At 74.8% G+C, this 24,549-nt stretch carries 26 protein-coding genes and 1 tRNA gene; 13 read left to right on the forward strand and 14 right to left on the reverse strand.

Annotated features, from left to right (window positions below; all coding sequences use genetic code 11):
* Positions 1-157: 157 nt before the first annotated feature.
* Positions 158-2,773, forward strand: coding sequence for a putative bifunctional diguanylate cyclase/phosphodiesterase (locus OF117_RS19475; RefSeq protein ID WP_263554508.1), 2,616 nt, complete (start codon positions 158-160; stop codon positions 2,771-2,773).
* A gap of 27 nt (positions 2,774-2,800) precedes the next feature.
* Here the strand turns inward: OF117_RS19475 and idi are convergent, their stop codons facing one another.
* From idi to paaA, 6 genes are all read right to left on the reverse strand, one after another.
* Positions 2,801-3,343 (reverse strand): isopentenyl-diphosphate Delta-isomerase, encoded by a 543-nt coding sequence (gene idi / locus OF117_RS19480; RefSeq protein ID WP_263554509.1) that lies wholly within the window; start codon positions 3,341-3,343, stop codon positions 2,801-2,803.
* Positions 3,344-3,616: 273 nt separating this feature from the next.
* Positions 3,617-4,693: a 1,2-phenylacetyl-CoA epoxidase subunit PaaE gene (paaE, locus tag OF117_RS19485; RefSeq protein ID WP_263554510.1), complete on the reverse strand. Its 1,077-nt coding sequence runs from the start codon at positions 4,691-4,693 to the stop codon at positions 3,617-3,619.
* Between the two features lie 2 nt (positions 4,694-4,695).
* Positions 4,696-5,199 carry a 1,2-phenylacetyl-CoA epoxidase subunit PaaD gene (paaD, locus tag OF117_RS19490; RefSeq protein WP_263554511.1) on the reverse strand — a complete coding sequence of 168 codons (504 nt, stop codon included), beginning with the start codon at positions 5,197-5,199 and terminating at the stop codon, positions 4,696-4,698.
* A gap of 5 nt (positions 5,200-5,204) precedes the next feature.
* Positions 5,205-6,116: a 1,2-phenylacetyl-CoA epoxidase subunit PaaC gene (paaC, locus tag OF117_RS19495; protein WP_263554512.1), complete on the reverse strand. Its 912-nt coding sequence runs from the start codon at positions 6,114-6,116 to the stop codon at positions 5,205-5,207.
* Positions 6,117-6,242: 126 nt separating this feature from the next.
* A complete protein-coding gene (gene paaB, locus OF117_RS19500) occupies positions 6,243-6,548 on the reverse strand; it encodes a 1,2-phenylacetyl-CoA epoxidase subunit PaaB (protein WP_263554594.1) in 306 nt (101 codons plus the stop codon).
* A gap of 89 nt (positions 6,549-6,637) precedes the next feature.
* Positions 6,638-7,612, reverse strand: coding sequence for a 1,2-phenylacetyl-CoA epoxidase subunit PaaA (gene paaA / locus OF117_RS19505; RefSeq protein WP_263554513.1), 975 nt, complete (start codon positions 7,610-7,612; stop codon positions 6,638-6,640).
* Between the two features lie 344 nt (positions 7,613-7,956).
* Here paaA and paaK point away from each other — a divergent pair, with 344 nt between their 5' ends.
* The 4 genes from paaK to OF117_RS19525 are packed head-to-tail and all read left to right on the forward strand — an operon-like array spanning position 7,957 to position 11,195.
* Complete coding sequence (gene paaK / locus OF117_RS19510) at positions 7,957-9,291, forward strand: phenylacetate--CoA ligase PaaK (RefSeq protein ID WP_263554514.1); 1,335 nt, start codon at positions 7,957-7,959, stop codon at positions 9,289-9,291.
* On the forward strand, positions 9,288-9,920 hold the full coding sequence (locus OF117_RS19515; protein WP_263554515.1) for a TetR/AcrR family transcriptional regulator: 633 nt from the start codon (positions 9,288-9,290) through the stop codon (positions 9,918-9,920). The genes paaK and OF117_RS19515 overlap by 4 nt, the downstream gene beginning before the upstream one ends.
* 4 nt (positions 9,921-9,924) lie before the next feature.
* Positions 9,925-10,326: a thioesterase family protein gene (locus OF117_RS19520; protein ID WP_263554516.1), complete on the forward strand. Its 402-nt coding sequence runs from the start codon at positions 9,925-9,927 to the stop codon at positions 10,324-10,326.
* 38 nt (positions 10,327-10,364) lie between these two features.
* Positions 10,365-11,195 (forward strand): alpha/beta fold hydrolase, encoded by an 831-nt coding sequence (locus OF117_RS19525; protein WP_263554517.1) that lies wholly within the window; start codon positions 10,365-10,367, stop codon positions 11,193-11,195.
* 63 nt (positions 11,196-11,258) lie between these two features.
* On the opposite strand, the gene OF117_RS19530 is transcribed toward OF117_RS19525, so the two are convergent.
* The 4 genes from OF117_RS19530 to OF117_RS19545 form a co-directional block, all read right to left on the reverse strand.
* On the reverse strand, positions 11,259-11,699 hold the full coding sequence (locus OF117_RS19530) for an SRPBCC domain-containing protein (protein ID WP_263554518.1): 441 nt from the start codon (positions 11,697-11,699) through the stop codon (positions 11,259-11,261).
* Complete coding sequence (locus OF117_RS19535) at positions 11,696-12,034, reverse strand: ArsR/SmtB family transcription factor (protein WP_263554519.1); 339 nt, start codon at positions 12,032-12,034, stop codon at positions 11,696-11,698. The genes OF117_RS19530 and OF117_RS19535 overlap by 4 nt, the downstream gene beginning before the upstream one ends.
* Positions 12,027-12,449, reverse strand: a complete 423-nt coding sequence (locus tag OF117_RS19540) for an SRPBCC domain-containing protein (RefSeq protein WP_263554520.1) — start codon at positions 12,447-12,449, stop codon at positions 12,027-12,029. Before OF117_RS19540 ends, OF117_RS19535 begins: the two co-directional genes overlap by 8 nt.
* A gap of 119 nt (positions 12,450-12,568) precedes the next feature.
* Positions 12,569-13,024, reverse strand: coding sequence for an ester cyclase (locus OF117_RS19545; RefSeq protein WP_263554521.1), 456 nt, complete (start codon positions 13,022-13,024; stop codon positions 12,569-12,571).
* Between the two features lie 100 nt (positions 13,025-13,124).
* Between OF117_RS19545 and OF117_RS19550 the strand changes: the two genes are divergently transcribed.
* The 4 genes from OF117_RS19550 (at position 13,125) to OF117_RS19565 (ending at position 18,881) form a co-directional block, all read left to right on the forward strand.
* The gene (locus OF117_RS19550; protein ID WP_263554522.1) at positions 13,125-14,495 is read left to right on the forward strand and encodes an MFS transporter; all 1,371 of its coding nucleotides are present in this window, start codon (positions 13,125-13,127) and stop codon (positions 14,493-14,495) included.
* Between the two features lie 210 nt (positions 14,496-14,705).
* Positions 14,706-15,812, forward strand: a complete 1,107-nt coding sequence (locus OF117_RS19555; protein ID WP_263554523.1) for an NAD-dependent epimerase/dehydratase family protein — start codon at positions 14,706-14,708, stop codon at positions 15,810-15,812.
* Between the two features lie 181 nt (positions 15,813-15,993).
* Positions 15,994-17,019, forward strand: a complete 1,026-nt coding sequence (locus OF117_RS19560) for a chemotaxis protein CheB (protein ID WP_263554524.1) — start codon at positions 15,994-15,996, stop codon at positions 17,017-17,019.
* Positions 17,016-18,881, forward strand: a complete 1,866-nt coding sequence (locus OF117_RS19565) for a CheR family methyltransferase (RefSeq protein WP_263554525.1) — start codon at positions 17,016-17,018, stop codon at positions 18,879-18,881. Before OF117_RS19560 ends, OF117_RS19565 begins: the two co-directional genes overlap by 4 nt.
* 7 nt (positions 18,882-18,888) lie before the next feature.
* Here the strand turns inward: OF117_RS19565 and OF117_RS19570 are convergent, their stop codons facing one another.
* Positions 18,889-20,217 (reverse strand): ANTAR domain-containing protein, encoded by a 1,329-nt coding sequence (locus OF117_RS19570; RefSeq protein WP_263554526.1) that lies wholly within the window; start codon positions 20,215-20,217, stop codon positions 18,889-18,891.
* Between the two features lie 185 nt (positions 20,218-20,402).
* Between OF117_RS19570 and OF117_RS19575 the strand changes: the two genes are divergently transcribed.
* Both OF117_RS19575 and OF117_RS19580 read left to right on the forward strand, forming a co-directional pair.
* Positions 20,403-20,963, forward strand: a complete 561-nt coding sequence (locus OF117_RS19575; protein WP_263554527.1) for an STAS domain-containing protein — start codon at positions 20,403-20,405, stop codon at positions 20,961-20,963.
* 104 nt (positions 20,964-21,067) lie between these two features.
* Complete coding sequence (locus OF117_RS19580; protein WP_263554528.1) at positions 21,068-21,661, forward strand: histidine phosphatase family protein; 594 nt, start codon at positions 21,068-21,070, stop codon at positions 21,659-21,661.
* A 17-nt stretch (positions 21,662-21,678) separates the two neighbouring features.
* Here the strand turns inward: OF117_RS19580 and OF117_RS19585 are convergent, their stop codons facing one another.
* On the reverse strand, positions 21,679-22,791 hold the full coding sequence (locus tag OF117_RS19585) for an EAL domain-containing protein (protein WP_263554529.1): 1,113 nt from the start codon (positions 22,789-22,791) through the stop codon (positions 21,679-21,681).
* Between the two features lie 135 nt (positions 22,792-22,926).
* Between OF117_RS19585 and OF117_RS19590 the strand changes: the two genes are divergently transcribed.
* Positions 22,927-23,547, forward strand: coding sequence for a TetR/AcrR family transcriptional regulator (locus tag OF117_RS19590; protein WP_263554530.1), 621 nt, complete (start codon positions 22,927-22,929; stop codon positions 23,545-23,547).
* Between the two features lie 38 nt (positions 23,548-23,585).
* On the opposite strand, the gene OF117_RS19595 is transcribed toward OF117_RS19590, so the two are convergent.
* Positions 23,586-24,080, reverse strand: a complete 495-nt coding sequence (locus tag OF117_RS19595) for a DUF427 domain-containing protein (RefSeq protein ID WP_263554531.1) — start codon at positions 24,078-24,080, stop codon at positions 23,586-23,588.
* A gap of 19 nt (positions 24,081-24,099) precedes the next feature.
* Positions 24,100-24,330 carry a DUF3618 domain-containing protein gene (locus OF117_RS19600; protein WP_263554532.1) on the reverse strand — a complete coding sequence of 77 codons (231 nt, stop codon included), beginning with the start codon at positions 24,328-24,330 and terminating at the stop codon, positions 24,100-24,102.
* 86 nt (positions 24,331-24,416) lie between these two features.
* Here OF117_RS19600 and OF117_RS19605 point away from each other — a divergent pair.
* Positions 24,417-24,497: transfer RNA gene (locus tag OF117_RS19605), tRNA-Leu, on the forward strand.
* Positions 24,498-24,549 lie beyond the last annotated feature (52 nt).

Here is a 24,549-nt window from a genome sequence, read left to right on the forward strand (position 1 = left end):
CTCTCGTGGTCCGGTCTCAGCTGGTCCGGGCTGTCCTGGTCCGGGCTGTCCTGGAGCGGGCTGTCCTGGTCCGGCCTGAGCTGGAGCGGGCTCTCGTGGTCCGGTCTCAGCTGGTCCGGGCTGTCCTGGTCCGGGGCGACCTGGGCCTGACGCCGCCATGACGACGACGACGACGGACGGCGGCCTCGCAGGCCCCCGGCGCCTCCAGCTGGGCGTGTCCCAGCGGATCGCGCTGCTCACCGTGGCTGTTGCCGCGGCTGCGATGACGCTGTTCGTCGTCGTCGTCGAGCCACTGCCCGCAGCACCCACGGCCATGACCCTGCCGTGGGTGCTGTGGGCGGGGGTGTTCGCCGCCAGCGAGGTGCTGGTGGTGCACGTCCAGTGGAAGCGCGAGTCGCACACCTTCTCGCTGAGCGACCTCGTGCTCGCCGCCGGCCTGGTGCTGGCCGCCCCCGCGCAGCTGGTGCTCGCCCAGGTGGCCGGCGCCGCCGTCGCGCTGGTGCTGCACCGCCGCCAGCGCGGCCTCAAGCTCGCCTTCAACTCCGCGCAGTTCGCCCTGGCGGGCTGCATGGCGACGATCGTCTTCCACCTCCTGGGCGGCCCGCTGGGCGCGGAGTGGGCGTGGGTGGCCCAGCTGCTCGCCGTCTCGGTCTCCACGCTGACCGCGTCGGTCACGATCTTCGCGGTCATGACGATCGCCGAGGGCCGGGCCGACATCCGCCCGCTGCTCGGCATGCTGGGCTTCTCCCTGCCCTTCACCATCGGCGCCGCCGCCGTCGGCGTCGTGGTCGCCCGCACCTCGGTCAACGATCCGGCCGCGCTCGCGCTGCTCATGCTGCCGACGCTGCTGATCATCGGGGCCTACCGCGCCTACACCCATGCCCGCGAGCAGCAGGAGAACCTCAAGGTGCTGCACGAGGCGACCACGCTGCTGCACGGCGGCGACGTGGACGCCGCGCTCGGCGACTTCCTCGCGGCCGTGCGCACCGCCTTCCGCGCCGGCATGGCCGAGCTCGTGCTGGTCGGCGGGAGCAGCAGCGGACCGACCGTCAGCCGCGCCGCGGAGAGCGGGGAGCCGACGGTCATGGCGCCCCTGGACGACCACGTCGGCCAGCAGCGGCTGCTGCGGCTGGCCCGCTCCACCGGCGCGCTGGCCGCCCGCAAGGGCGGCGGCGGCAGCGGGCCGCTCGACCTCTACGCGGCCGACCACGGCTACAAGGACGCCATGATGGCGCCCCTGCGCACCGAGGACCGGGTGCACGGCCTGCTCCTGGTGGCGGGCCGGCTGGGTGACGTCAGCACCTTCAACCGCAGCGACGTCGCCCTCCTGGAGACCTTCGGCCGGCACGTGGCCACCTCGCTCGAACGCGGTCGCCTCGAGGAGACGCTGCGCCAGGTCACCGACCTCAAGGAACAGCTCCGCCACCAGACGCTGCACGACGCCCTCACCGGGCTGCCGAACCGGGTGCTGTTCCTCGACCGCGCCCGCCAGGCCGTCGAGGTGGCCGCCCGCACGCATGCCTGGCCCGCCGTCCTGTACATCGACCTCGACGGCTTCAAGCCGGTGAACGACCAGTACGGCCACGACGTCGGCGACGCCGTCCTGCGGACCGTCGCCGGCCGGCTGCGCGGCTGCCTGCGCCCGGCGGACACGGCCGCCCGCCTGGGCGGTGACGAGTTCGCCGTCCTGCTCGGCGGCCCGCTCGACCGGGAAGGCGTGCTGCGGGTCGTCGACCGCCTCCAGGCGCAGTTCGACGTCCCGGTCGACCTGGGCGACGGGCGGATCGCGGCGATCGGGGCCAGCATCGGCATCGCGCTCGGCGACCCGGACGTCGGCACGGCCGACGAGCTGATCCGGCAGGCCGACATCGCGATGTACGCCGCCAAGCGCGGCGGCGGCGGCGCGGTGTGGTACCAGCCCGGCATGGGCGACCCGACCTCGGCCCGCGAGGACGCGGTCGCCGAGCTGACCGCCGCCATCGCCGAGGGGCAGCTGCTGACCGTGTTCCAGCCGCTGGTCAACCTGCGCACGGGCCGCCCCAGCGGCGCGGAGGCGCTGGTGCGGTGGGCGCACCCGGACGGCATGCGCGGCCCCGACCGGTTCATCGCGTTGGCCGAGGAGACCGGGCTGATCGTGGAGATCGGCACGCTCGTCCTGCGCGAGGCGTGCCGCCAGGCGGCCCGCTGGGCGGAGGCGGAGCCGGACCGGCCGCTGACGGTGACCGTCAACCTCTCCGCCCGCCAGCTGGCCGACCCGGGCATCGTCGACGTGGTCACCGCGGCCCTGGCCGACGCCGGCCTCGACCCGCGCCGGCTGGTGCTGGAGATCACCGAGACCGTCCTCATGCAGGACCGCGACGCGGCGGCGGCGACGCTGTGGCAGCTCAAGGCGCTGGGCGTCCGGATCGCGATCGACGACTTCGGCACCGGGTACTCGTCGCTGGCCTACCTGCGCCGCTTCCCGATCGACATGCTGAAGATCGCGCGCGAGTTCGTCGACGGCCTGGGCCGGGACGAGCACGACGACGTCATCACCCGCGCCATCGTCGAGCTCGCCGGCACGCTGGGGTTGCTCACCGTTGCCGAGGGCATCGAGACCCACGACCAGCACACCATCGTCACCGCGCTGGGCTGCGACCTCGGCCAGGGGTACCTGTTCTCCAAGCCGGTGGGCGCCGAGGACGCGATGCGCGTGCTCACCGCCGAGCCGGCCGCTCCTCCGGCGCCGGTCGTGCGGGACGAGCCGCCGTCGCCGCTGCTGCGCGTGGTCTGACCGCGGTTCCCGGGCGCGGCGTCCGCGTCAGTTCCCCCGGTCGCCGTCGAGCAGGCCGGCCTCCTCGATCAGCCGCGCCTGCTCCCGGCACCACGGTGACCACGCCTCGCCCTCGGTCTCCTGGCGGTGGCGGAACCGGCTCCAGTCGAGCAGCTGCCACTCCCCCACCTCGGTCGGCTCGGGCGCGGGCGTGCCGGCGAAGCGGCCGAGGTAGACCGGGCAGACCTCGTTCTCCACCACCCCGCGGAACTCGGCGCGGTAGCGGTAGCCGGGCAGCGCCGGCCGCAGGTCGGAGACGCCGAGCCCCAGTTCGAAGGCGGCGCGCCGGGCGATGGCGGCGGCGTCGTCCTCGCCGGGCCCGGGGTGGCCGCAGACGGTGTTGGTCCACACGCCGGGAAACGTCTGCTTGCCCTCCGCCCGCCGGGTGACCAGCAGCCGCCCGCCGTCGTCGAACAGGTAGGCGGAGAAGGCGCGGTGCAGCGGGGTCTCGCCGTGGTGCACCAGCGGCTTGGGCATCGTGCCGATCGCCGTCCCGTCGTCGTCGACCAGGACGATCAGCTCCTCCGCCATCCCCCCATGGTGCCCTGCCGACCACGCCCCGGCACTCACGTGCGCCGCGTGCGATGTCGTCGTCCCGTCGCGGGGCCGGAGGCTCCCGACGGGACGGCGAGGACACGCTCAGCACGACCGGGGCACGGCACCCGGCCGCGGTACGGCGCGCGAGCCGCGTGCGATGTCGTCGTCCTGTCGCGGGGCCGGAGGCTCCCGACGGGACGGCGAGGACACGCTCAGCACGACCGGGGCACGGCACCTGGCCGCGGTGCGGTCCGGAGGACCGCCATGTCACTGGTCGAAGTCGACCGTCACCTCGTCGGTCACCGGCAGCGACTGGCAGGTGAGCACGTAGCCGGCCGCGACCTCCTTCTCGTCCAGCGCGTAGTTGCGCTGCATCCGCACCTCGCCGGCGGTCACCTTGGCCCGGCAGGTGCCGCACACGCCGCCCTTGCAGGCGAACGGCAGGTCGCCGCGCACCTTCTGCGCGGAGTCGAGCACCGGCACGTCCCGCGGCAGGGCGAGCGGGGTGGCCCGGCCGTCGAGGACGACGGTGACCTGGGCGGCGTCCCCGGGCACGGTCTCCTCGTCCCCGCGCACCGGTTCCGGCGGTACCTCGTCGACGTAGAAGAGCTCCTGGTGCACCTTCTCGCCCGGGACGCCGAGCTCGGCGAGCAGCGCCTTCGCGTCGACCACGAGCCCGTGCGGGCCGCACAGCCACCAGTGGTCGACGTGCACGACGTCGACGAAGGCGGAGATCAGCGTGCTCAGCCGCTCGCGGTCGAGCCGGCCGCTGAGCAGCTCGGCGTCGCGCGGCTCGCGGGAGAGCACGTGCACCAGCTGCAGCCGGGGCCCGTGGGCGTCCTTCAGGTCGGCCAGCTCGTCGGCGAACATCACCGTGTCGGTGCGCCGGTTGCCGTAGAAGACGGTCACCGTCGACTCGCCGTCGCGCAGCACGGTCGAGGCCAGCGACAGCGCCGGCGTGATGCCCGAGCCGGCGACGACGAACACGTGGTCGCCGGGCACGGACAGGTCGGCGGTGAAGGTGCCGGACGGCGGCAGCACCTCGATCGCGTCGCCCGGGCGCACCTGGTGCACGAGCCACGACGAGAAGAAGCCACCGGGCACCTCGCGCACGCCGACACGGGGCGGGCCGCCCACCGGCGCGCAGATCGAGTACGACCGCCGTTCGTCGCGCTCGCCCTCGACCCGGCGCAGCGTCAGCGCCTGGCCGGGACGGAACGCGTAGTCGTCGACCAGGTCGTCGGGGACGTCGAAGGTGACGGCCACGGCGTCGTCGGTGAGCTTCTCGACGCGGGCCACCGTGAGCGGGTGGAACCGCGGACGCCGGCGAGCGGGTGCGACCACGCTCAGATCTCCTTCACGTGCTCGAAGGGCTCCCGGCACGCCCGGCACCGCCGCAGCGCCTTGCACGCTGTCGCGCTGAACTCGCTGATCTCCTCGGTGTCGGGCGAGCCGCACAGCGGGCAGCTCGCCGTCCGCCGGGTCGGCCCCAGCGACAGCGGCAGCGGGCCGGCGTCGCGCACCGGCGCGGGGCCGGGCGGGGCGATGCCCGCCTCGCGCAGCTTGCGCCGGCCCTCGGCGGTGATCCAGTCGGTGCTCCACGGCGGCGACAGCACGGTGCGGACGTCGACGTCGCCGAAGCCCGCGGCGTGCAGCGCGTGCACGAGGTCGGCGCGCATCGTGCCCATCGCGGGGCACCCGGAGTAGGTCGGGGTGATCTCGACGACGACGGTGCCGTCGTCCGCGGTGCGGACGTCGCGCAGCACGCCGAGGTCGTCCAGGGTGAGCATCGGGAGTTCGGGATCGGTCACGGTCACCGCGACGCTGCGGGGATCCAGTGTGGTCGTCATCACATTCACCATGTCGAGGCGGGGTGCCGGCGCGCCAGCCCCTGCAGGGTGGACAGCAGTTCGGTCAGCGCCGGACCGTGCTCACCCGACCGGCCGGCGGGCTCGGCGTCCGGCGGCTCCGGCGGCGCGGTCAGGGTGCCCCGGGCGAGCACCTCGGCCAGGACCCGGCGCACCTCGTCCCGCACGGACGACGGGTCGACGGCCACCCCGGCCGCGACCAGCCGGCGCTCGACGCCGGTCGCGGTGAAGAGCTGCGCCGTGAGCGGCCAGATCGCGTCGACCGCCCGCTGCGCGCGGCGGTGCGACTCGTCGGTGCCGTCACCGAGGCGCAGCACCCAGCGGGCGGCGTGGTCGCGGTGGTAGGTGAGCTCGTTGACGCCCTTGGCCGCGATGGCGGCCACCACGGGGTCGCGCGAGCCGCGCAGGCGGGCGAGCACCGCGAGCCGGAACGACGACGCGACCAGCAGCCGGACCATGGCGTGCGCGAAGTCGCCGTCGGGCTCCTCGACCAGCGGCGTGCAGCGGAACTCGTCGGCGTCGCGGAAGTAGGCCAGCGCGTCCTCGTCCGGGACGGATCCCGTGGCAAGCGAGCGGGACCGGCCGAGCTCCCCCACCGACCCGGCGCGGGCCAGCAGCAGCCGGGCCTGGCCGAGCAGGTCGAGGGCGATGTTGCCGATCGCCACCTCCTCCTCGAGCTCGGGCGCGCGGGTGATCCACTCGGTGAGCCGCTGCGAGAGCACGAGCGCGTCGTCGCCGAGCATCAGGCAGTAGGCGCCGAGGTCGGCGCGGTCGACCCCCGGCGGCACGCTGGTGTCGACCCCGGCCAGCGGATCGTCGAAGCCGGTGCCGAAGACCCAGTGCCCCTCGTCGCCGTGGGCGTGGACCAGCGACTCGTAAGCCGTCTCCTCATGCACCACGACGGAACGCTCCTCGGACTCGGGACGGATGGCTGGAAGGCCGCCGTGCAGGGGCCCGCCGCGAGGGACGAGCGGTGGGGAGCACGAGGGTCCTTTCCGAGCGGCGGTGGGGGGAGAGGGGGTGTCTCACATGTGGGGGACGTCCTCGGGGATCTCGTAGAACGTCGGGTGGCGGTAGACCTTGTCGCCGCTCGGGCGGAACAGCGGGTCCTTCTCGTCGGGGCTCGACGCGGTGATGTCGGCGGCCCGCACCACCCAGATGCTCACGCCCTCGTTGCGCCGCGTGTAGAGGTCGCGGGCGGCGTGCACCGCCATCTCGTCGTCGGGGGCGTGCAGCGAGCCGACGTGCACGTGGTTGAGCCCGCGCTTGCCGCGGACGAACACCTCGTACAGCGGCCAGTCGCGCCGGGCGGCGCCCGGCTCCGGCTCCACCGGCACGTCCGGCCCCGTCGGGATCGCGCCGTGCCCGCCCTCGGCGGTGACCTCCGACGTCGCCGTCGTCCGGACGTCGTCGCCACCGGTCACGCCGCCGCCTCCCGCACGGCGTGCTTCCGGGCGTACGCGCTGGCCGCCTCGGTCACCCACGCGTTGTCGTCGCGGGCGGCCCGACGGCGGGCGATGCGGACGTCGTTCATCGGGCCCTGGCCGGAGATGACGCGCTTGAACTCGTCCCAGTCGACCGCGCCGAACCGCCAGTGCCCGGCGTCGGCGTCCCAGGCGAGCTCCGGGTCGGGCAACGCCACGCCGAGGAACTGCGCCTGCGGCACGGTCATGTCGACGAAGCGCTGGCGCAGCTCGTCGTTGGTGTGCCGCTTGATGCCCCACGCCATCGACTGCGCGGTGTTCGGGCTGTCGGCGTCCGGCGGGCCGAACATCATCAGCGACGGCCACCACCAGCGGTCGACGGCGTCCTGCACCATCGCCCGCTGCTCCTCGGTGCCCCGCATCATCGTCATCAGCAGCTCGTAGCCCTGCCGCTGGTGGAACGACTCCTCCTTGCAGATGCGGATCATCGCCCGGGCGTAGGGCCCGTACGACGACCGGCACAGCGGCACCTGGTTGCAGATCGCCGCCCCGTCGACGAGCCAGCCGATGACGCCGACGTCGGCGTAGCTCAGCGTCGGGTAGTTGAAGATCGAGCTGTATTTCTGCCGGCCTTCGATCAGCTTGTCGGTGAGGTCGGCCCGATCGGCCCCCAGGGTCTCGGTCGCCGAGTAGAGGTACAGCCCGTGGCCGGCCTCGTCCTGCACCTTGGCCAGGAGGATCGCCTTGCGCCGCAGGCTCGGCGCCGCCAGCAGCCAGTCGCCCTCGGGCTGCATGCCGATGATCTCCGAGTGCGCGTGCTGCGCGATCTGGCGCACCAGCGTCCTGCGGTACCCCTCGGGCATCCAGTCGCGCGGCTCGATGCGGTGCTCGGCGGCGATGGTCGCCTCGAAGTGCTCCTGCAGCGCGGTCTCGTCGGGCGCGGGCGGGCGGTCCGGCGTCGGCGCGGGCATGGCGGCTCCCTCGGACGGCGATCAATTACTGACCACTCGGTCGGTAATGCCGAGTGTGCCCCACACCCCACGCGGGCACAAGCGTCCGGCCCCACGTCCGCGGCGGCGCCTCGATCGCGGCCGGCGATCACGACGGAGGGTCGGCACTTGACAGCCACCGACGGCGCGAGTTCATTACTGACCGCACGGTCGGTATTCCGCCCGGCGGATGCGACGGGCCACGGCACCACGGACGGCGGAACGGGCGGTACACCGGCGGAACGGGCGGCACACCGGCGGGACCGTCGGCTCCCCGGCGGAACCGGCGGGGCACGACGGCGCGGTCGAGCGGACCGGAGGGATCCATGACCACCACGGCCAGCAGCGCGCGGCTCGGCGATGCACCCGAGCCCGGCCTCCTCGACCCCGAGGAGCGGATGGGCGTCGACGAGCTGCGCGCGCTCCAGCTCGACCGCCTCCGGCAGACGCTGCGGCACGTGCACGCGAACGTGCCGCACTACCGGCGGGCGTTCGACGCGGCGGGGGTGCACCCCGACGACTGCCGGGAGCCGGCCGACCTCGCGCGGTTCCCGTTCACCGGCAAGGCGGAACTGCGCGACAACTACCCGTTCGGCATGTTCGCCGTCCCCCGCGAGCAGGTGCGCCGGGTGCACGCGTCGTCCGGCACCACCGGGCGTCCGACCGTCGTCGGCTACACCGAGGCCGACCTCGACATCTGGGCCACCGTGGTGGCCCGGTCGATCCGCGCGGCCGGCGGCCGCGCCGGCGACGTGCTGCACAACGCCTACGGCTACGGCCTGTTCACCGGCGGCCTGGGGGCGCACTACGGCGCGGAGAAGCTGGGCTGCACGGTCGTGCCGGTGAGCGGCGGCATGACGCCGCGCCAGGTGCAGCTGATCACGGACTTCGGGCCGCGGATCATCATGGTCACGCCGACCTACATGCTCACCGTCATCGACGAGTTCGAGAAGCAGGGGCTCGACCCGCGGAGCAGCAGCCTGGAGATCGGCATCTTCGGCGCCGAGCCGTGGACCGAGCAGATGCGCCGCGAGATGGAGGAGCGCACCGGCATCCACGCCGTCGACATCTACGGCCTGTCGGAGGTCATCGGCCCGGGGGTGGCGCAGGAGTGCGTGGAGACCAAGGACGGCCTGCACGTCTGGGAGGACCACTTCTACCCCGAGGTGGTCGACCCGGTCACCGGCGACGTGCTCCCGGACGGCGAGGAGGGCGAGCTGGTCGTCACCTCGCTGACCAAGCAGGCGATGCCGGTCATCCGGTACCGCACCCGCGACCTCACCCGGCTGCTGCCCGGCACCGCCCGGCCGGGCATGCGCCGGATGCAGCGGATCACCGGCCGCACCGACGACATGATCATCCTGCGCGGGGTCAACCTCTTCCCCACGCAGATCGAGGAGATCGTGCTCCGCACCCCGGGGCTGTCCCCGCACTTCCGGCTGGTGCTGACCACCGAGGGCCGGCTGGACGCGATGACCGTGGAGGTCGAGGCGCGGCCCGACTGCCCGCCCGCCCGGCGGGCGGCCGCCGCCGAGGAGGTCGGCCGGGCGGTGAAGGACGGCATCGGCACGACCGTCGACGTCGTCGTCGTCGACCCGGACACGCTGCCGCGCTCGGTCGGCAAGCTCAAGCGGCTCGACGACCGGCGGCGGCGCGCATGACGACCGCGACCGGACGCCGCGGCCGCCCCGGCCACTCGCTGGAGACGCTGCTCGACGGGGCCGTGGCCGTGTTCAACGAGCGCGGCTACGAGGCGACGTCCATGGAGGAGCTGGCCGGCCGGCTCGGCATCACCAAGTCGGCGATCTACCACCACGTACCGAGCAAGGTGGAGCTGCTGCGGATGGCCCTCGACCGCGCCCTGGACGCGCTGTTCGCCGTCACCGCGGAGCCGGGTGCCACCTCCGGCCGGGCGATCGACCGGCTCGAGCACGTCGTCCGCGGTTCGGTGCGGGTGCTGGCCGCCGAGCTGCCCTTCGTCACGCTGCTGCTGCGGCTGCGCGGCAACAGCGACGTGGAGCGGTCGGCGCTGGAGCGGCGCCGCCGGTTCGACCGCATCGTCACCGACCTGGTCCGCGCGGCCGAGGAGGAGGGCGACGTGCGCCCCGACGTCGACCCCGCGCTGACCAGCCGGCTGCTGTTCGGCACGGTGAACTCGCTCACCGAGTGGTACCGCCCGGACGGCGACCTCTCCCCCGACGCGCTCGCCGACGCCGTCGTCGCCACCGCGTTCGGCGGCCTGCGCACGACGTCCCCCGCCGTGCCGGCCGCGGACGCGGCGGCCGGCTGAGCGCGTGCGCCCCCTGCCGGTCGGCGCCGAGGCCCGGCTCGACGTCGTCGTCACCGCGGCGATGACGGTGCGCTTCGCCGAGCTCGGCCCGGTGCACCCGGTGTACGCGACCTACGAGATGGCCCGCCACTTCGAGGAGGCCGGCCGCAAGCTGCTGCTGGCCCACCTCGACCACGGGGAGGCGGCCGTCGGCAGCGCGGTCGCGGTCGAGCACCGGGCACCCGCGCGCGTCGGGACCGCCGTCCGGGTGGTCGCCCGGTGCGCCGCGGTGCGCGGCAACCGGGTGCGGTGCGCCTGCACCGCGACCGACGGCGACGGCCGGCTGCTCGGCGAGGGCTCCACCGAACAGGTGGTGCTGAGCACCGACGCCCTCGCGCGCCTGACCGGAGTGGATCCGTGCGGGTGACATGCGCGTGACCGCCACGGATCCACTCCAATGGGGCGGTGGACACATATCGCCGTGACGGGTTGACCTTCGACGTCCGCGACGGCGGACCGCCGGACGGCGACACCGTCGTCCTGCTGCACGGCTTCCCGCAGGACTCGACCTCCTGGGACGGCGTCGCCCCGGCGCTCCACGCGCGCGGGCTGCGCACCCTCGCTCCCGACCAGCGCGGTTACTCGCCGGGTGCCCGCCCGCGCGGCCGCGCCGCCTACCGGATGCGCGAGCTCGTGGACGACGTCGTCGCCATGCTCGACACCGCCGGCCTCGAGCGGGCGCACGTCGTCGGGCACGACTGGGGCGCCGCGGTGGGCTGGGCGCTCGCCGCCGGGCGACCGGACCGCACCCGGTCGCTGACCGCCATCTCGGTGCCGCACCCGGCCGCGATGGCGCGGGCGATGGTGCGCAGCACGCAGGCCCTGCGGTCGTGGTACATGGGGCTGTACCAGCTGCCGGCGCTGCCCGAGCGGCTGCTGCTGGGCGGCGGGGGCGCGGGCCTGCGCCGGGGACTGGTGCGCAGCGGGCTGCCGGCGGCGGACGCCGACCGGTACGTGGCCCGGGTGCGCGAGCCCGGCGCGCTGACCGCGGCGCTGAACTGGTACCGCGGCATGCCGTGGAGCGCCGGGGAGCCGGTCGGGCGGGTCCGGGTGCCGACGCTGATGGTCTGGAGCACCGGCGACGCGTTCCTCGGGAGAGCCGCCGTCGAGGACACCGCCCGCTTCGTCGAGGGGCCGTACCGCCTGGAGGTGCTCGAGGCCCTGCCGCACTGGATCCCGGAGGTGGCGCCCGACCGCGTCGCCGAGCTCGTGTCCGCGCACGTCCGCACCACCTGACCGGGGGCGCGGCGAAGCGAGGGGCTTCCGCCCTACTGCGCCACCGCACGCCGGGTTTCCGTCCTACTGCGCCACCGCACGCCGGAAGTGGGGCAGCAGGGTCGTCCACCCGCCGAGGTTGCGCTCGCGCCAGGCCGCGCCGCGGCCGCCGAGCCGCTCCCAGCCCGCGTGCTCGATGTCGACCCGGGTGGCGCGCGCCCCGGTCGCGGTGAACCGGACGGTCACGTCGGTGGCGTCGGACCGGTCGGTGCGCAGGAACCAGAGGTAGCCGAGCGCGGACGGCGGCTGCCAGAGCACGACCTCGCCCCACTCGTGCTCCTCACCCGACGGGGTCCGCTCGTAGATCCGCCCGCCGGGCCGGCCCTCGAGCACGACCCGGCTACCGGGGTCGCCGGAGGCGGTGTGGTCGGCCGGCCACCAGGTGGCGATGCCCTCCGTCCAGACCGTGAACGCGTGCTCGACCGGGCAGGCGACCTCGAACGACAGCCGCAGCGGCTCGGTCACCGCCGCTCCCCGGGCGGGCGCTCCGGGAGGTTCCCGGCCGCCAGCCGGAACCGGGCCGCGGTGCCGCCCCAGACGCGCTCCAGGTAGTCCCGGACGGCGACGAGCCCCTCCTCCTGCAGCCGGTAGATGCGCCGGGTGCCCCGCGGCTCCTCGGTGACCAGCCCCGCCGACCTGAGCAGCCGCAGGTGCCGGGACACCGCCGGCCGGCTGACCGGCAGGGCGTCGGCGATCTCCCGGACCGAGCGGTCACCGGAGCCGAGCAGGCTCAGGATTCGCCGGCGGGTCGGGTCGCCGAGCGCCTCGAAGACCGCGTCCCCGCGCGCCGGCTCAGGCACCCGACTCGACGCGCCGCTTGAGCCCGGCGGCGAACTGGTCGAACGAGCCCTGCATGTCGGGCATCGAGCGCCAGACCAGCGGCAGCAGCGGGCCGGTGAACTCCTCGCGCATCCGGAACGTCGTCCCGCCGTCGGCCGGCGTGAGCGTGTAGGTGCGCACGCCGCGGAACAGGCCCAGCGGCATACCCCCGGTGAACGCGAAGCGGTGCGGCGGCTCGAAGTCGCTCACCCGCACCGGGAAGGCCCGCCCCGGCGCCAGCCTCGACCGGATCCGGACCTTCTCACCCGGCGCGATGCGGCCCTCGACCGCGTCGACGCCGGAGTCCCAGCGCGACCACCCGTCGCCGTCGACGAGCACGCGCCACACGTCGTCCGGCGCCGCCGCGATCGTCGTCGCCGCCTCGTAGTGCTCCACTCCGGACCTCCTCGGCCATCGGTAACTCGCGGGTTACCTTAGCGCCGCGGGGAGCGGTCTCGGCCCGGCGTCGGCACGACCGGGCGGCACGGCACCACCGCCGGTCAGGACGCGACCGCTCACGCCGGTCGGGACGGGACCGCTCCCAGCTGGCGCAGCAGCCCGAGCGCGTCGTACTCGGCCCAGGTCTCGACGATCCGGCCGTCCAGGATCCGCGCGATGCCGATCCCCGTCGCCGTCACCGCGGTGCCCGTTGGCGGGATGCCCTGGAAGCTGCCCGCGTGCCGACCGCGGCCGGTCACGCGGATCACCACGCGGTCGCCCTCGACGAGGACGTCCTCGACGGTCTCGGTCCAGTCCGGGAAGCCGGCCCAGAACGCCTGCAGCAAGGCGAGGTGCCCTGTCCGGTCCAGCCCGCCGGCAACGCCCGGGAAGTGCGCGACATAGTCCGGGGCCAGCAGCTCGTCCGCCCCGGCTGCGTCGCGACCGTTGACCACCTCCTCGAACCATCTCCGGTAGAGCGACGCGTTCCGCCGCGCGGCCTCCGGGTCCGCGGCCCCCACCCGTCCGGTCACGGCTCCTCCTCCCGTTCCGCGGTGTGTCGGGACGTGCTGACCTTCCCGCGGTGGCGGTCCACGTGACTACAGCCGGGGTCGCCGAGGTATGCCTGAGCGCATGAGCGACGACGGCCGGACAGAGGCCCGGCCGCTGCTGCGCCGCGCCGAGCGGCTCGACCGGCTGCCCTTCACCCGCGAGCACGGCCGGCTCGTGGTCGGCTCCGGCCTGGGCTGGGCGCTGGACGCCATGGACGTCGGCCTCATCTCCTTCGTCATGGCCGCGCTGGCCGTGCAGTGGGAGCTCACCCGCACCGAGCTGTCGTGGATCGGCTCGATCGGGTTCGTCGGCATGGCCCTGGGCGCCACGCTGGGCGGCCTGCTCGCCGACCGCTTCGGACGGCGCCAGGTCTTCGCCCTGACCCTGCTCGTGTTCGGTCTCGCAACCGGCGCCGCGGCGCTGTCCTGGTCGGTCGGGGCGCTCATCGTCTTCCGCTTCCTCATCGGCATCGGGCTCGGCGCCGAGCTGCCGGTCGCCTCGACGCTGGTCAGCGAGTTCGCGCCGGCGCGGGTGCGCGGCCGGGTCGTGGTCGCGCTGGAGGCCTTCTGGGCGGTCGGCTGGACGCTGGCGGCGCTGATCGGCTACCTGGTCGTCCCGCGCGGCGACGCGGGCTGGCGCTGGGCGCTCGCCCTCGGCGCGGCGCCCGCGCTGTACGCGGTCGTCATCCGGCGGGGCCTGCCCGAGTCGGTGCGCTTCCTCGAGCTGCGCGGGCGCTCCGAGGAGGCCGAGGTCGCCGTCCGCCGCTTCGAGCGGGCGGCCGGGGTCGACCCGGTGCCCTCTCCCCCGCCGGTCCGGACGACGGCGCCGAGCCCGCTGGCGCTCTGGGCGGCGGGCATCCGGCGGCGCACCGCCGCGCTGTGGACGGTGTGGTTCTGCATCAACTTCTCGTACTACGGCGCATTCATCTGGCTGCCGACCCTGCTGGTGGCGGAGGGCTTCTCGCTCGTCCGCTCGTTCGGGTTCACCCTGCTCATCACGCTGGCCCAGCTGCCGGGTTATGCGGCCGCGGCGTTCCTCATCGAGAGGTGGGGGCGCCGGCCCACGCTGGCCACCTTCCTCGTCGGCTCCGCGCTCGGCGCCGGGCTGTTCGCCGCGGCCGGCGGGGAGACCGCCGTGCTGGTCACCGGGATGGTGCTGTCGTTCTTCAACCTCGGCGCCTGGGGCGCGCTGTACGCGGTGACGCCGGAGGTCTACCCGACCGCGCTGCGGGCCACCGGGGCGGGCGCCGCCGCGGGCTTCGGCCGGATCGCGTCGATCCTGGCGCCGCTGTCGGTCCCGCCGCTGCTCGACCTGGCCGGCACCGGGCTGGTCTTCGGCACCTTCGCGGCCGTCTTCGTGGTCGGCGCGCTGGCCACCTGGGGGCTGCCCGAACGCCGGGGTGAGTCGCTGGACCAGGCCCCGGCCGTTCAGGTGCCGAACGCCATCGGGTGACGCGCTTCGTACAGCCCCACCCGGCCACCGCCGGGCAGCCCGATCGCGGTCAGCCGCCTCCGGCGTCGGCGTGCCGGAGCCCGAGCAGGTCCCGGAGGAAGGCGCGGTCGGCGTCGGCGTCGCAGCTGTAGAGGATGACGTGCGCCCCGGTGATCACGCGGTGCAACGTACGCGCGGGTTGGCCGGTCCCGGGACGGGTAGCGGCAGCCCATGGCCGAGACACCTCCCTCCCACCTGCGCGGGCTGAAGGTCGCCGTCACCGGCGCGAGCGGCAACGTGGGCACCGCGCTGCTGCGCCGGCTGACCGCGCCCGAGCACGGGGTGGCCGAGGTGCGCGGGCTGGCCCGCCGCCGGCCGCCGTCCGTCGCGCCCTACGACTCGGTGCAGTGGCACCTGGCCGACCTCGGGCAGAGCACCAGCGAGACGTTGCTGAGCTCGTTCGTCGAGGGCGTCGACGCCGTCGTCCACCTCGCCTGGGCGCTGCAGCCCGGGCGCGACCCGGAGCGGCTGGAGCGGGTGAACGTCGAGGGCACGCGGCGGGTGGTGCACGCCGCGACCGACGCGGGCGTGCAGCACGTCGTCCACATGTCGTCGCTGGGCACGTACGCCCCCGGCGCTCCCGGCCGGAAGGTGACCGAGGACTGGCCCGCCACCGGCGTCCCGTCCTCGCAGTACAGCCGGCAGAAGGCGGCCGCCGAGCGGATCGTGCGCGAGGTGCTCGCCCGGCACCCCGGCACGACGCTGACGATCGCCCGGCCCACGCTGGTGCTCCAGCCGGAGGCGAGCAGCGAGATCGCCCGCTACTTCCTGGGCCCGCTGCTGTTCGGCGCCGCGCGGGCGGTCCCCGCCGCGCTGGCGCGGCTGCTGCCCCTGCCGGCCCCCGGCATCGAGCTCGCCCTGGTGCACGCCGACGACGTCGCCGACGCGCTGACCCGCATGCTCGACCGGCGGGTGCCCGGGCCGTTCAACCTGGCCGCCGAGCCGCTCCTGGACGCCGCCGGCCTGGCCCGCGCGCTCCGCAGCCGGCGGGTCCCGGTGCCGCGGCGGCTGGTCCGGACGGGGCTGTCGGCGGCGTTCCACGCCCACCTCGTGCCCACCGAGCCCGGCTGGCTGGACCTGGGCATCGACTCGCCCGCCCTCGACAGCACCCGCGCCCGCACGCTGCTCGGCTGGGAGCCCGCGCACCGCGGCGACGAGGTGCTCGCCCAGTTCGTCGCCGCGCTCGGCCGCGGCGAGGGCGCGCCGGGTCCGCTGCTGGCCCCCGCGGGAGGCCGCACGCACGACCCGGCGGACAGTCCGGCCAACGTGCCCGACTGAGCCCGCGGAGGCGGACCGGGCTCCCTTCCCGGCGCCCGGGAAGGGAGGAGGCGTCACGGCTCCGCAGCCCCCGGGACGGAGGCCGGACGGAGCGGCCGACCCGGCGTGCAGCCGTCCTCGCCACGGTGGCGGAGAGGGAGGAGGGTGGAGGCCTGCATACCGGAACAGGATCGAGGCGGGCATGGCCCACAGGGACGTCGTCGTCGGCGGCGCCTCCGCCGGCGGCGTGGAGGCGCTGCGCGGCCTGGTCGCCGGGTTCCCGCCCGACCTACCCGCCGCCGTGCTGGTCGTGCTGCACCTGCCCTCCAGCGGTGGGAGCGCGCTGGCCCAGGTGCTCGACCGGGCCGGCCCGCTGCCGGCGCGTCCCGCCCGCGAAGGTGCTCCGCTGGAGCACGGGACCGTGTCGGTCGCCGTGCCCGACCGGCACCTGCTGCTGAGCGAGGGCGATCGGCTCACCCTGTCGATGGGACCGCGGGAGAACGGCCACCGGCCCGCGGTCGACGCGTTGTTCCGCTCCGCCGCGCACGTCGCCGGCGCCCGCGTCATCGGCGTCGTGCTGTCCGGGGCGCTGGACGACGGCGCCGCCGGCCTGGTGGCGGTCGCCGCGCGGGGCGGCGTCCCTGTGGTGCAGGACCCGGAGGAAGCCCTCTATCCGAGCATGCCGCGGTCGGCGGCCGCCGCCCTGAAGGTCGAGCACGTGCTGCCCGCCGCGGGGATCGGCGCGCTGCTGGGCCGGCTCAGCGTCGAGGAGGTCCCGGACGGCGGCGTCGCTCCGCTGCCACTACCGATGCGTCAGGAGAACGCAATGGCCGCGATGGACGACGACGCGATCGGCGGAGTGGAGCACCCGGGCTCCCCCGTGGCGATGACCTGTCCCGACTGCCACGGCCCGCTGTTCAGCATCCCCGACGAGTCGCTGCACCGGTACCGCTGCCTCGTGGGGCACGGCTGGTCGGCCGAGTCGCTGGCCATCCAGCAGAACAGCGCCGTCGAGGGGGCGCTGTGGATGGCCCTGCGCAGCCTCGAGGAGAAGGCGCAGCTCGCGCGGACCATGGGAGACCGGGCACGCGCATCCGGGCACGCGCTGACCGGCGAGCGCTTCGACGAGCGGGCCGCCGACGCGCACCGCGCCGCGCTGCTGATCCGCGACCTGCTCGAGCGCGCCACGCTGGGCGTCACCGACGAGCCCGCGGACGGCGTGGCATGAGCACCGGCGAGTACACGGACGACTCGGCGCTCACCGCGGTCGACCCCGACTTCGAGGAGCTGCTCGCCTGGCTGAAGGAGAGCCGCGGTTTCGACTTCACCGGCTACAAGCGGCCGAGTCTGCTGCGCCGGATCACCCGCCGGATGCACGACGTCGGCCTGGACTCCTTCACCGGGTACCGCGACCACCTGGAGCTGCACCAGGAGGAGTTCGTCGCGCTGTTCAACACCATCCTGATCAACGTCACCTCGTTCTTCCGCGACCCCGACACGTGGGCCTACCTCGCCGATCACGTGCTGCCCGAGCTCGTCACCCGCGGCCGGCCGATCCGCGCCTGGAGCGCCGGGTGCGCGTCCGGGCAGGAGGCCTACTCGTTGGCGATGCTGCTCGCCGAGCAGCTCGGTCACGAGGAGTACCGGCGCCGGGTCAAGATCTACGCCACCGACGTCGACGAGGAGGCGCTCACGGCCGCCCGGCTGGCGACCTACACCGAGGCCGAGCTCAAGGGCATCAGCCCGGAGCGGCTGGAACGCTTCTTCGAACGGGAGGGGACCCGCGCCGCGTTCCGCAAGGACCTGCGCCGAGGGGTCATCTTCGGTCGCAACGACCTGGTGCAGGACGCGCCCATCTCGCACGTCGACCTGCTCCTGTGCCGCAACACCCTCATGTACTTCAACGCCGACACCCAGCACCAGGTGGCCGAGCGGCTGCACTTCGCCCTCGAGCCGCACGGGGTGCTCGTGCTGGGCAAGGCCGAGCTGCTGCTGTCGCACTCGGCGCTGTTCGCGCCGGTCGACCTCTCGCGGCGGCTGTTCCGCAGGCGGCAGGACTTCGGCGGGAACGGACGGCGCGGCCGCGTCTTCCTCGCCGCCCGGACCGCGAACCACGAGGTCCGTCGCCCGGACGAACGGCTCCGGGAGCAGGCACTGCTCGCCGCGCCGTCGGCCCAGGTGGTCCTCGATGCCGCGGGCGTGCTGGCGCTGTCCAACATCGAGGCCGACCGGCTGTTCGGCCTGAACCCGCGTGACATCGGCCGGCTGTTCCAGGACCTCGAGCTCTCCTACCGCCCGCTCGAGCTGCGCACCCACATCGAGCAGGCGGCCACCGAGCGGCGCGTGCAGTGGATCCGCGGCGTCGAGGTGCACCGGCTCGGCGCCGATCCCGTCGTGCTGGACGTCCAGGTCACCCCGCTCGCCGACGACACCGGTGAGCTGATCGGCACCAGCGTGGTCTTCGAGGACGTCAGCCGCTACCGGTCGCTGCAGCGGGAACTCGAGTACGCCAACGAGCAGCTGGAGACCGCCTACGAGGAGCTCCAGTCGACCAACGAGGAGCTCGAGACCACCAACGAGGAGCTGCAGTCGACGGTCGAGGAGCTGGAGACCACCAACGAGGAGCTCCAGTCCACCAACGAGGAACTCGAGACGATGAACGAGGAGCTGCAGTCGATGAACGACGCGCTGCACTCCGGCAACGACGACCTGCGCGAGCACACCAGCCAGGTCGCCGAACGCAACGACCTGCTGACCGCGGTGCTGTCCAGCGTCCGGGCCGGCCTGGTGGTGCTGGACGGCGGTTACCGGGTGCTGACCTGGAACACCGCAGCCGCCGAGCTGTGGGGCGTGCGCGAGGACGAGGCCCTCGGCCGGCTGCTGGCCGACCTGGACATCGGGCTGCCGGTCGACCGGGTCAGCCCCGTGCTGCACGAGCTGACCGGGAGCGGCGCGCACCAGGAGGTGACCGTGCCTGCGGTCAACCGACGCGGCAAGCGGATCCGCCTCCGGGTGACGGCCAGCCCGCTGCGCGACCCGGCCGGCCGGCAGACCGGCACGGTTCTCCTCATGGACCCGCAGGCGGATTGAACGCGGCTCACAGCTGCCGCAGGAGCGCGTCGGTCGCCTCGCCCCGGACCAGCAGGGCTGCGACGTCGCGCAGCTTGACGTTGTGCCGGCTGGAGTAGGCGACGAGCCGGGCGAAGGCCGCGTCGGCGGTGCCGCCGTGGCGGGCCATGACCATGCCCTTGGCCTGGTCGATGACCGCCCGTGACTCCAGCGCCCGGTTGAGGTGCCGGCTGAGTTCCTGCAGGGATCTCCGCTCCTCCACGGCCTCGAACACGGCGCCCACGGCGACGACCACGAGTTCGCCGATGCGGACCGCATGCGCGGAGAAGACGTCCCGTCCGCGTGCGTAGACGTTGAGCACGCCCACGTGACGGTCCTGAACCGGGATGGGCAGCGCGAGGACGGACCGGACACCCGCCGTGTGCGGGTCCGCCCGCGCGAGACCGGGCCAGCGCGGATCCCCCGGCAGGTCGTCGCCGACGACGACGGAGCGCTGCTCGTAGGCATCGACGCACGGCCCCTCGCCGGCCTGCAGCTGCAGGCCGTCGAACTGCTGGGCGAGGGCGTCGTCGCTGGCCAGCCGTTCCGGCGCTCGGGGCGACCCGAGGGAGACCCCCGACGCGTCGGCGCCCGGGATCGCGGCCGTGACGACGGCGGCCAGGCGGCCGAGCAGCCGCTGCGGATCGCTGCTGTCGAGCGGTAGCAGGCACAAGCGGGCGAACGCGGTCGCGACCGCCTCCGCCTCCCCGACCGGCGGCTCGGGCGGCGAGGCCGCCGCGGGGGTCCGAGCGGTCGACGGAGGGCCCTCCGTCGTGACGCCATCGGGCCGCGCCGGCGCGGCCCGATCGGGGACGACGACCCACCGGACGCCGCCCTCCACGTGCATGCCGACGAGCTCGACCGGCAGCGGCGCGCCGCGGCGCGGCGCCAGCGTGACCCGGACCCGCTCCTCGGCTGCCCCGTGCACGAGCCGGCGGAGCGAGGACCGCAGCGCGGTGCGCTCGTCGGGCCGGACGAAGACGGGGAGCGGCTTGCCCACCAGGTGCACCGGCCGGATGCCGATCAGGTCGCAGGCCGCCGCGTTGGCCTCCAGCACGCCGCCCTGCGCGTCGGTGACCAGCACCCCGACGGCGAGCAGATCCGTCAGCCGCTCCCGCCAGCCCCGCTCGGCGGCCTGCCGGGCGAGCAGCACGTCGAGCTCGGCCCGCTGCGCCGTGATCTCCTCCTCGGCGACGCGCAGCTCCTCCTGCGCCACTTCCAGCTCGCCCAGGGCCGACAGCAGCTCGGCCGACCGGCCGGGTCGGGTGCGCCCGGTCCCGACCGGGTCGACCTCGCCGGCGCCCGCCGCACCCGTCACCTGTCCACTTTCCCGCGTCGTGCGGTCGCGCGGGGTCGCGGGTGCCACGGCACGGCCCCTCGGCCTCCTTGACCGCTCTGCGCAGTCGCGTCACCACTGGGTGTTGTGATTCGTCGGGGATGGGCCTACCGTCAGGACCGGTTCCGTCGAAGCGACGGCGTGGACCAGCGAGCTGAGGAGAAGGTGTGCCCCCGCTCAACGTCGCCCTCGTCCCGGGCCCGGACCAGGTCGTCGTCCGGCTGACCGGTGAGGCGGACCTGTCCACCGCCGCGCTGCTCGCCGACGCCCTCGCCCAGGCCGCGGGCCTGGGCACATCGCGCGTCGTGGTCGACGTCGCCGCGGCCCGGTTCTGGGACTGCTCGGCACTGCACGTGCTCGCCGACTTCACGGCCGACCTCGCCCGTGCCGCACGGCGCTGCCGCATCGTCGGCGCCTCTGCGGCCACGCGGCGTCTCGTCGTGCTGGCCGACTTCTCCGCAGCGCTGGAGCTCGACGGCCCGGTGGACGCACCGGCGGTCGCCCCGCCGACCGAGCCGCACCGCTGCCCACCGCCGGTCGTCCCGACGGCGCCGCCCACGGCGGGCACGCCGCCTCCCCCAGCGGGACTCCTGCGGCCTTCGGCGGCCGGACGTCGCGACGAGCGCGGGCACCGCCGGTCGCGGGTGCCCGAGCACCCGGCGCCGGCCCGCCGCCGCACCCTCGGCTCCCACCGGGGCAGCGCGCTCTCCCTGCGTCGCTGGCGCTGAGCCGGCGCCGCTCCCCCGGTCGTCCGGGCCGGTGACCGGTCGCCGGGCCGGGTGGCAGCGCGACCGCCCTCGCCGGGATGCCCCTGTGCCTGTTCGATGTCGCCATGGGTGGTGACCGGGGCCAGATCGTCGTCCTGCGGCACGGGCAGACCGAGTGGAGCCTCAGCGGCCAGCACACCGGCGTCACCGACCTGCCGCTGCTCCCGGAGGGCGAGGAGCAGGCGCGGGCGCTGGCCGCGGCACTCGCCGGGCACCGGTTCGTCGAGGTGCGCGTCTCCCCCCGGCAGCGGGCGGTGCGGACCGCCGAGCTGGCCGGCCTGCGGGTCACCGCGACCGACGAGGACCTCGTCGAGCTCGACTACGGCGGCTACGAGGGCCGGACGACGGCGGAGATCAGCGAGGAGCTCGGCCGCGAGTGGTCGATCTGGCGCGACGGCACCGTGCCCGGGCCGACGCCGGGCGAGACGTTGGCCGCCGCCGGGGGCCGGGTCGACCGGGTGCTCGACCGGGTGCGGGAGCGGCTGGACGACGGTGACGTCGCGCTGGTCGCGCACGGGCACGTGCTGCGGGTGCTCACCGCCCGCTGGCTCGGCCTGGAACCGGAGGCCGGGCGGCTGTTCGCCCTGCCGGCCGGCAGCTTCGGCGTCCTCGGGCACGAGCACGGTCGCCCCGTGCTCACCCGGTGGGGCCTGACCTGAGCCGACTTCCGCCCGGGTCAGCTCGCGTGCGGGACGGCGGGTTGCCAGCGGACGTCGGGCTCCGCGACGGACGGCCCGGGACGGGCCGGGCGGCCGAACAGCCAGCCCTGACCGAGGTCCGCGCCGAGCTCGGCGACCTGCTCGGCCAGCTGCTCGGTCTCGATGCCCTCCGCGACGACCACCGCGCCGAGCTCGTGGGCCATGTCGGCCACCGCCTTCACCACGGTGCGGGCACCGTCGTGCGGCAGCTGCTGCACCAGTCCCTTGTCCAGCTTGACCACGTCGGGCCGGACGGCGGCCAGCAGCGTGAGGCTCGACCAGCCGGCGCCCACGTCGTCGAGTGCAACCCGCCAACCCAGCGAGCGGTAGTGCTCCAGCAGGGAGACGAGGTGCCCGCGGTCGGCGACGGCGTGCGACTCGACCACCTCGAAGACCAGCTGGTGCGGCGGGACGCCGGTGTCGTGCACGACCCGCTCGGTGCTGGCCAGGCAGACCTGCGGGCGGAAGATCGACGTGGGGTTGAAGTTGACGTAGAGGTCGTCGTCGCCCAGCCACGGGACCGCGCCGGCGATGGCCGACTCGCGGCCGATGCGGTCCAAGCGGTCCAACCACCCGGCGGCCTCCGCGACGAAGAAGAGGTCGCCGCCGCCGACCTCCCGGCCGTCGACCACCCCCCGGAGCAGCGCCTCGTGGGCGACGACCCTGCGGTCGGCGAGCGAGACGATCGGCTGGTAGACCGACCAGAACTCGGCCTCGGCGAGCACGCCCACCTCGACGGTGATGCCGCGCCGGGCCAGCTCGACGGCGAAGGTCGGCGCCGTGAGCAACCGGGCGGTGAGCTCCGTGCCGTCGTCCGGTGGATCGGTGACCACCCGCAGCGCCTCGGTCTCGGCGGCGGTCAGGTCCCGGGCCAGCCGTTCGAAGAGCCGCTCGAGCCCGCGGCCGCCCCGGTCGTCGACGACGTCGAGCAGCGACGGGGCGGTGTACACGGTCAGGCCCAGGGCGTCGGCGGTCCGGGCGACCGCCGGGAGGACGTGACCGACGGAGGTGGCCAGCAGCGCCCGGGACGCCCGGCCGGGCACCTCCCAGTTGGACCGGCACCCGCAGGTGCCGCCGCAGATGGTTCCCACAGGCGCAGGATGACCCACGGTCGGGCGGCTGCGGAACAGGCGCGCGGCCGGGCCCGACGCCCGCTCGGGTGATGCCTCCGCGACCTGCGCGGATGATCCCACCAGGTCATCGCTTAAGTGTCTAAAGTCAGCGACATGAGCGCCGCCATGACCGAGACACCCCGTCCCAGCCGGGGCGGTCGCCCACGCGACCCGAGTCGCGACAGCGTGATCCGGGCCGCGATCCTGCAACTGCTCGCGGAGGTCGGCTACGGCGCGCTGACGATGGACGCGGTCGCGGCCGAGGCGGGGGTCGGCAAGGCGACGATCTACCGCCGGTGGCGCACCAAGCAGGACCTCGTCGTCGACACCATCGCCGAGCTCAACCGCGCCGAGATCACACCGCCCGACACCGGCTCGCTGGAGGGCGACCTCCGGTCGATGCTGCGCTCCCTGGTGGGGGTCATCAGCGGGCCGGCCGGTGCGGCGACCCTGTCGCTGCTGTCGACCGTGCCGCACCACCCGGCGCTGGCGGAGGCCTTCCGCGCCGGGCCGATGGGCGTGTGGCGGCACGGCTTCGACGAGGTCTGGGCGCGCGCGGAGCAGCGCGGCGAGGTGCGACCGGGTCTGTCCGGCTCGCTGACGGCGGAGGCGGCCAGCGCGCTGCTGGTGCAGCGCTGGCTGCTCACCGGCGAGCGGGTCGACGAGCTGTACGCCGACGAGGTGCTCGAGCAGGTGCTGCTGCCCCTCATCCGGGCCACCCACGCGCCGGGCTGACGCGGTCCGGCGCGGGAGAGGCCGCCGTCACCGGTCCGTCACCAGCCCCAGGTACCCGGCTCGCCCTTGAACGGGCCGACCACCTCGTCGGTGATCCACCCGCCGTAGAACTCGCCGGGCTGCGGTCGCGCCTGCTCGCCGTCGACCAGCGCCCGGTCCACCCGTCCCGGGTAGAAGGCGACGGCGCCGCGCAGCTGCTCGTAGCCGGGCGCAGGGTCTTCGTAGGACCACGCGACGGCGGGCAGTCGGCGTCCGTCGACGACGACGTCCCAGTAGGTCGCCTGCCCCTTCCACTCGCACCACGACCCACCGCCGGCGCGCTCGAGCACGCCGTCGGCGACGTCGTCGCGGGGCACGTAGTAGACGGGCGGGTGGCTGGTCTCGCAGACGCGCACCGCGCGGTCGGTCGAGGCGACGACCCGGCCGGCGACCTCGACGACCACCCGCCGCGGCGTGACCTCCGCCGACGGCGGGCGGGGGTAGTCCCAGACGGACTCCTGACCGGGGCCTGCGGGATCGCGAGAGGGGTGCACGCCGTCCAGTGTGCGCCGGTCAGCGGCTCCGGTGCCGGGCCTTCCGGACGGCGCCCACGGTCATGACCAGTCCGAGGACGCTGACCACGGCGATCCCGGCCGGCGACTGCAGGAACCGGAGCGCCGCCGCCTTGCCATCCCCCGCGAGCCGCTTCGGGCTGCCCCGGAAGGCGAGCGTGTCGAGCGTCGCGGCCAGCGACTCACGGGCGGCGTCGATCTCCAACTGGATCTCTCGAGGGTCGCGAGGCACGGCGACAGCCTGCCAGACGGCGCCGGATCCAGCGCATTCACGCCCTGACCGGCACCCGCCCGGGGGACTCCTAGACTCGGGCCGACGCGGGAGTGGTGTAACGGCAGCCACGCCAGACTTAGGATCTGGTGCCTTCGGGCGTGGGGGTTCGACTCCCCCCTCCCGCACCGTCGATCGCCGGTGGGAACCTCGGGCACGGACACCGGTGCGGTCGTCGCC

Source organism: Geodermatophilus sp. YIM 151500 (genome assembly GCF_025716945.1).
Lineage (GTDB): Bacteria > Actinomycetota > Actinomycetes > Mycobacteriales > Geodermatophilaceae > YIM-151500.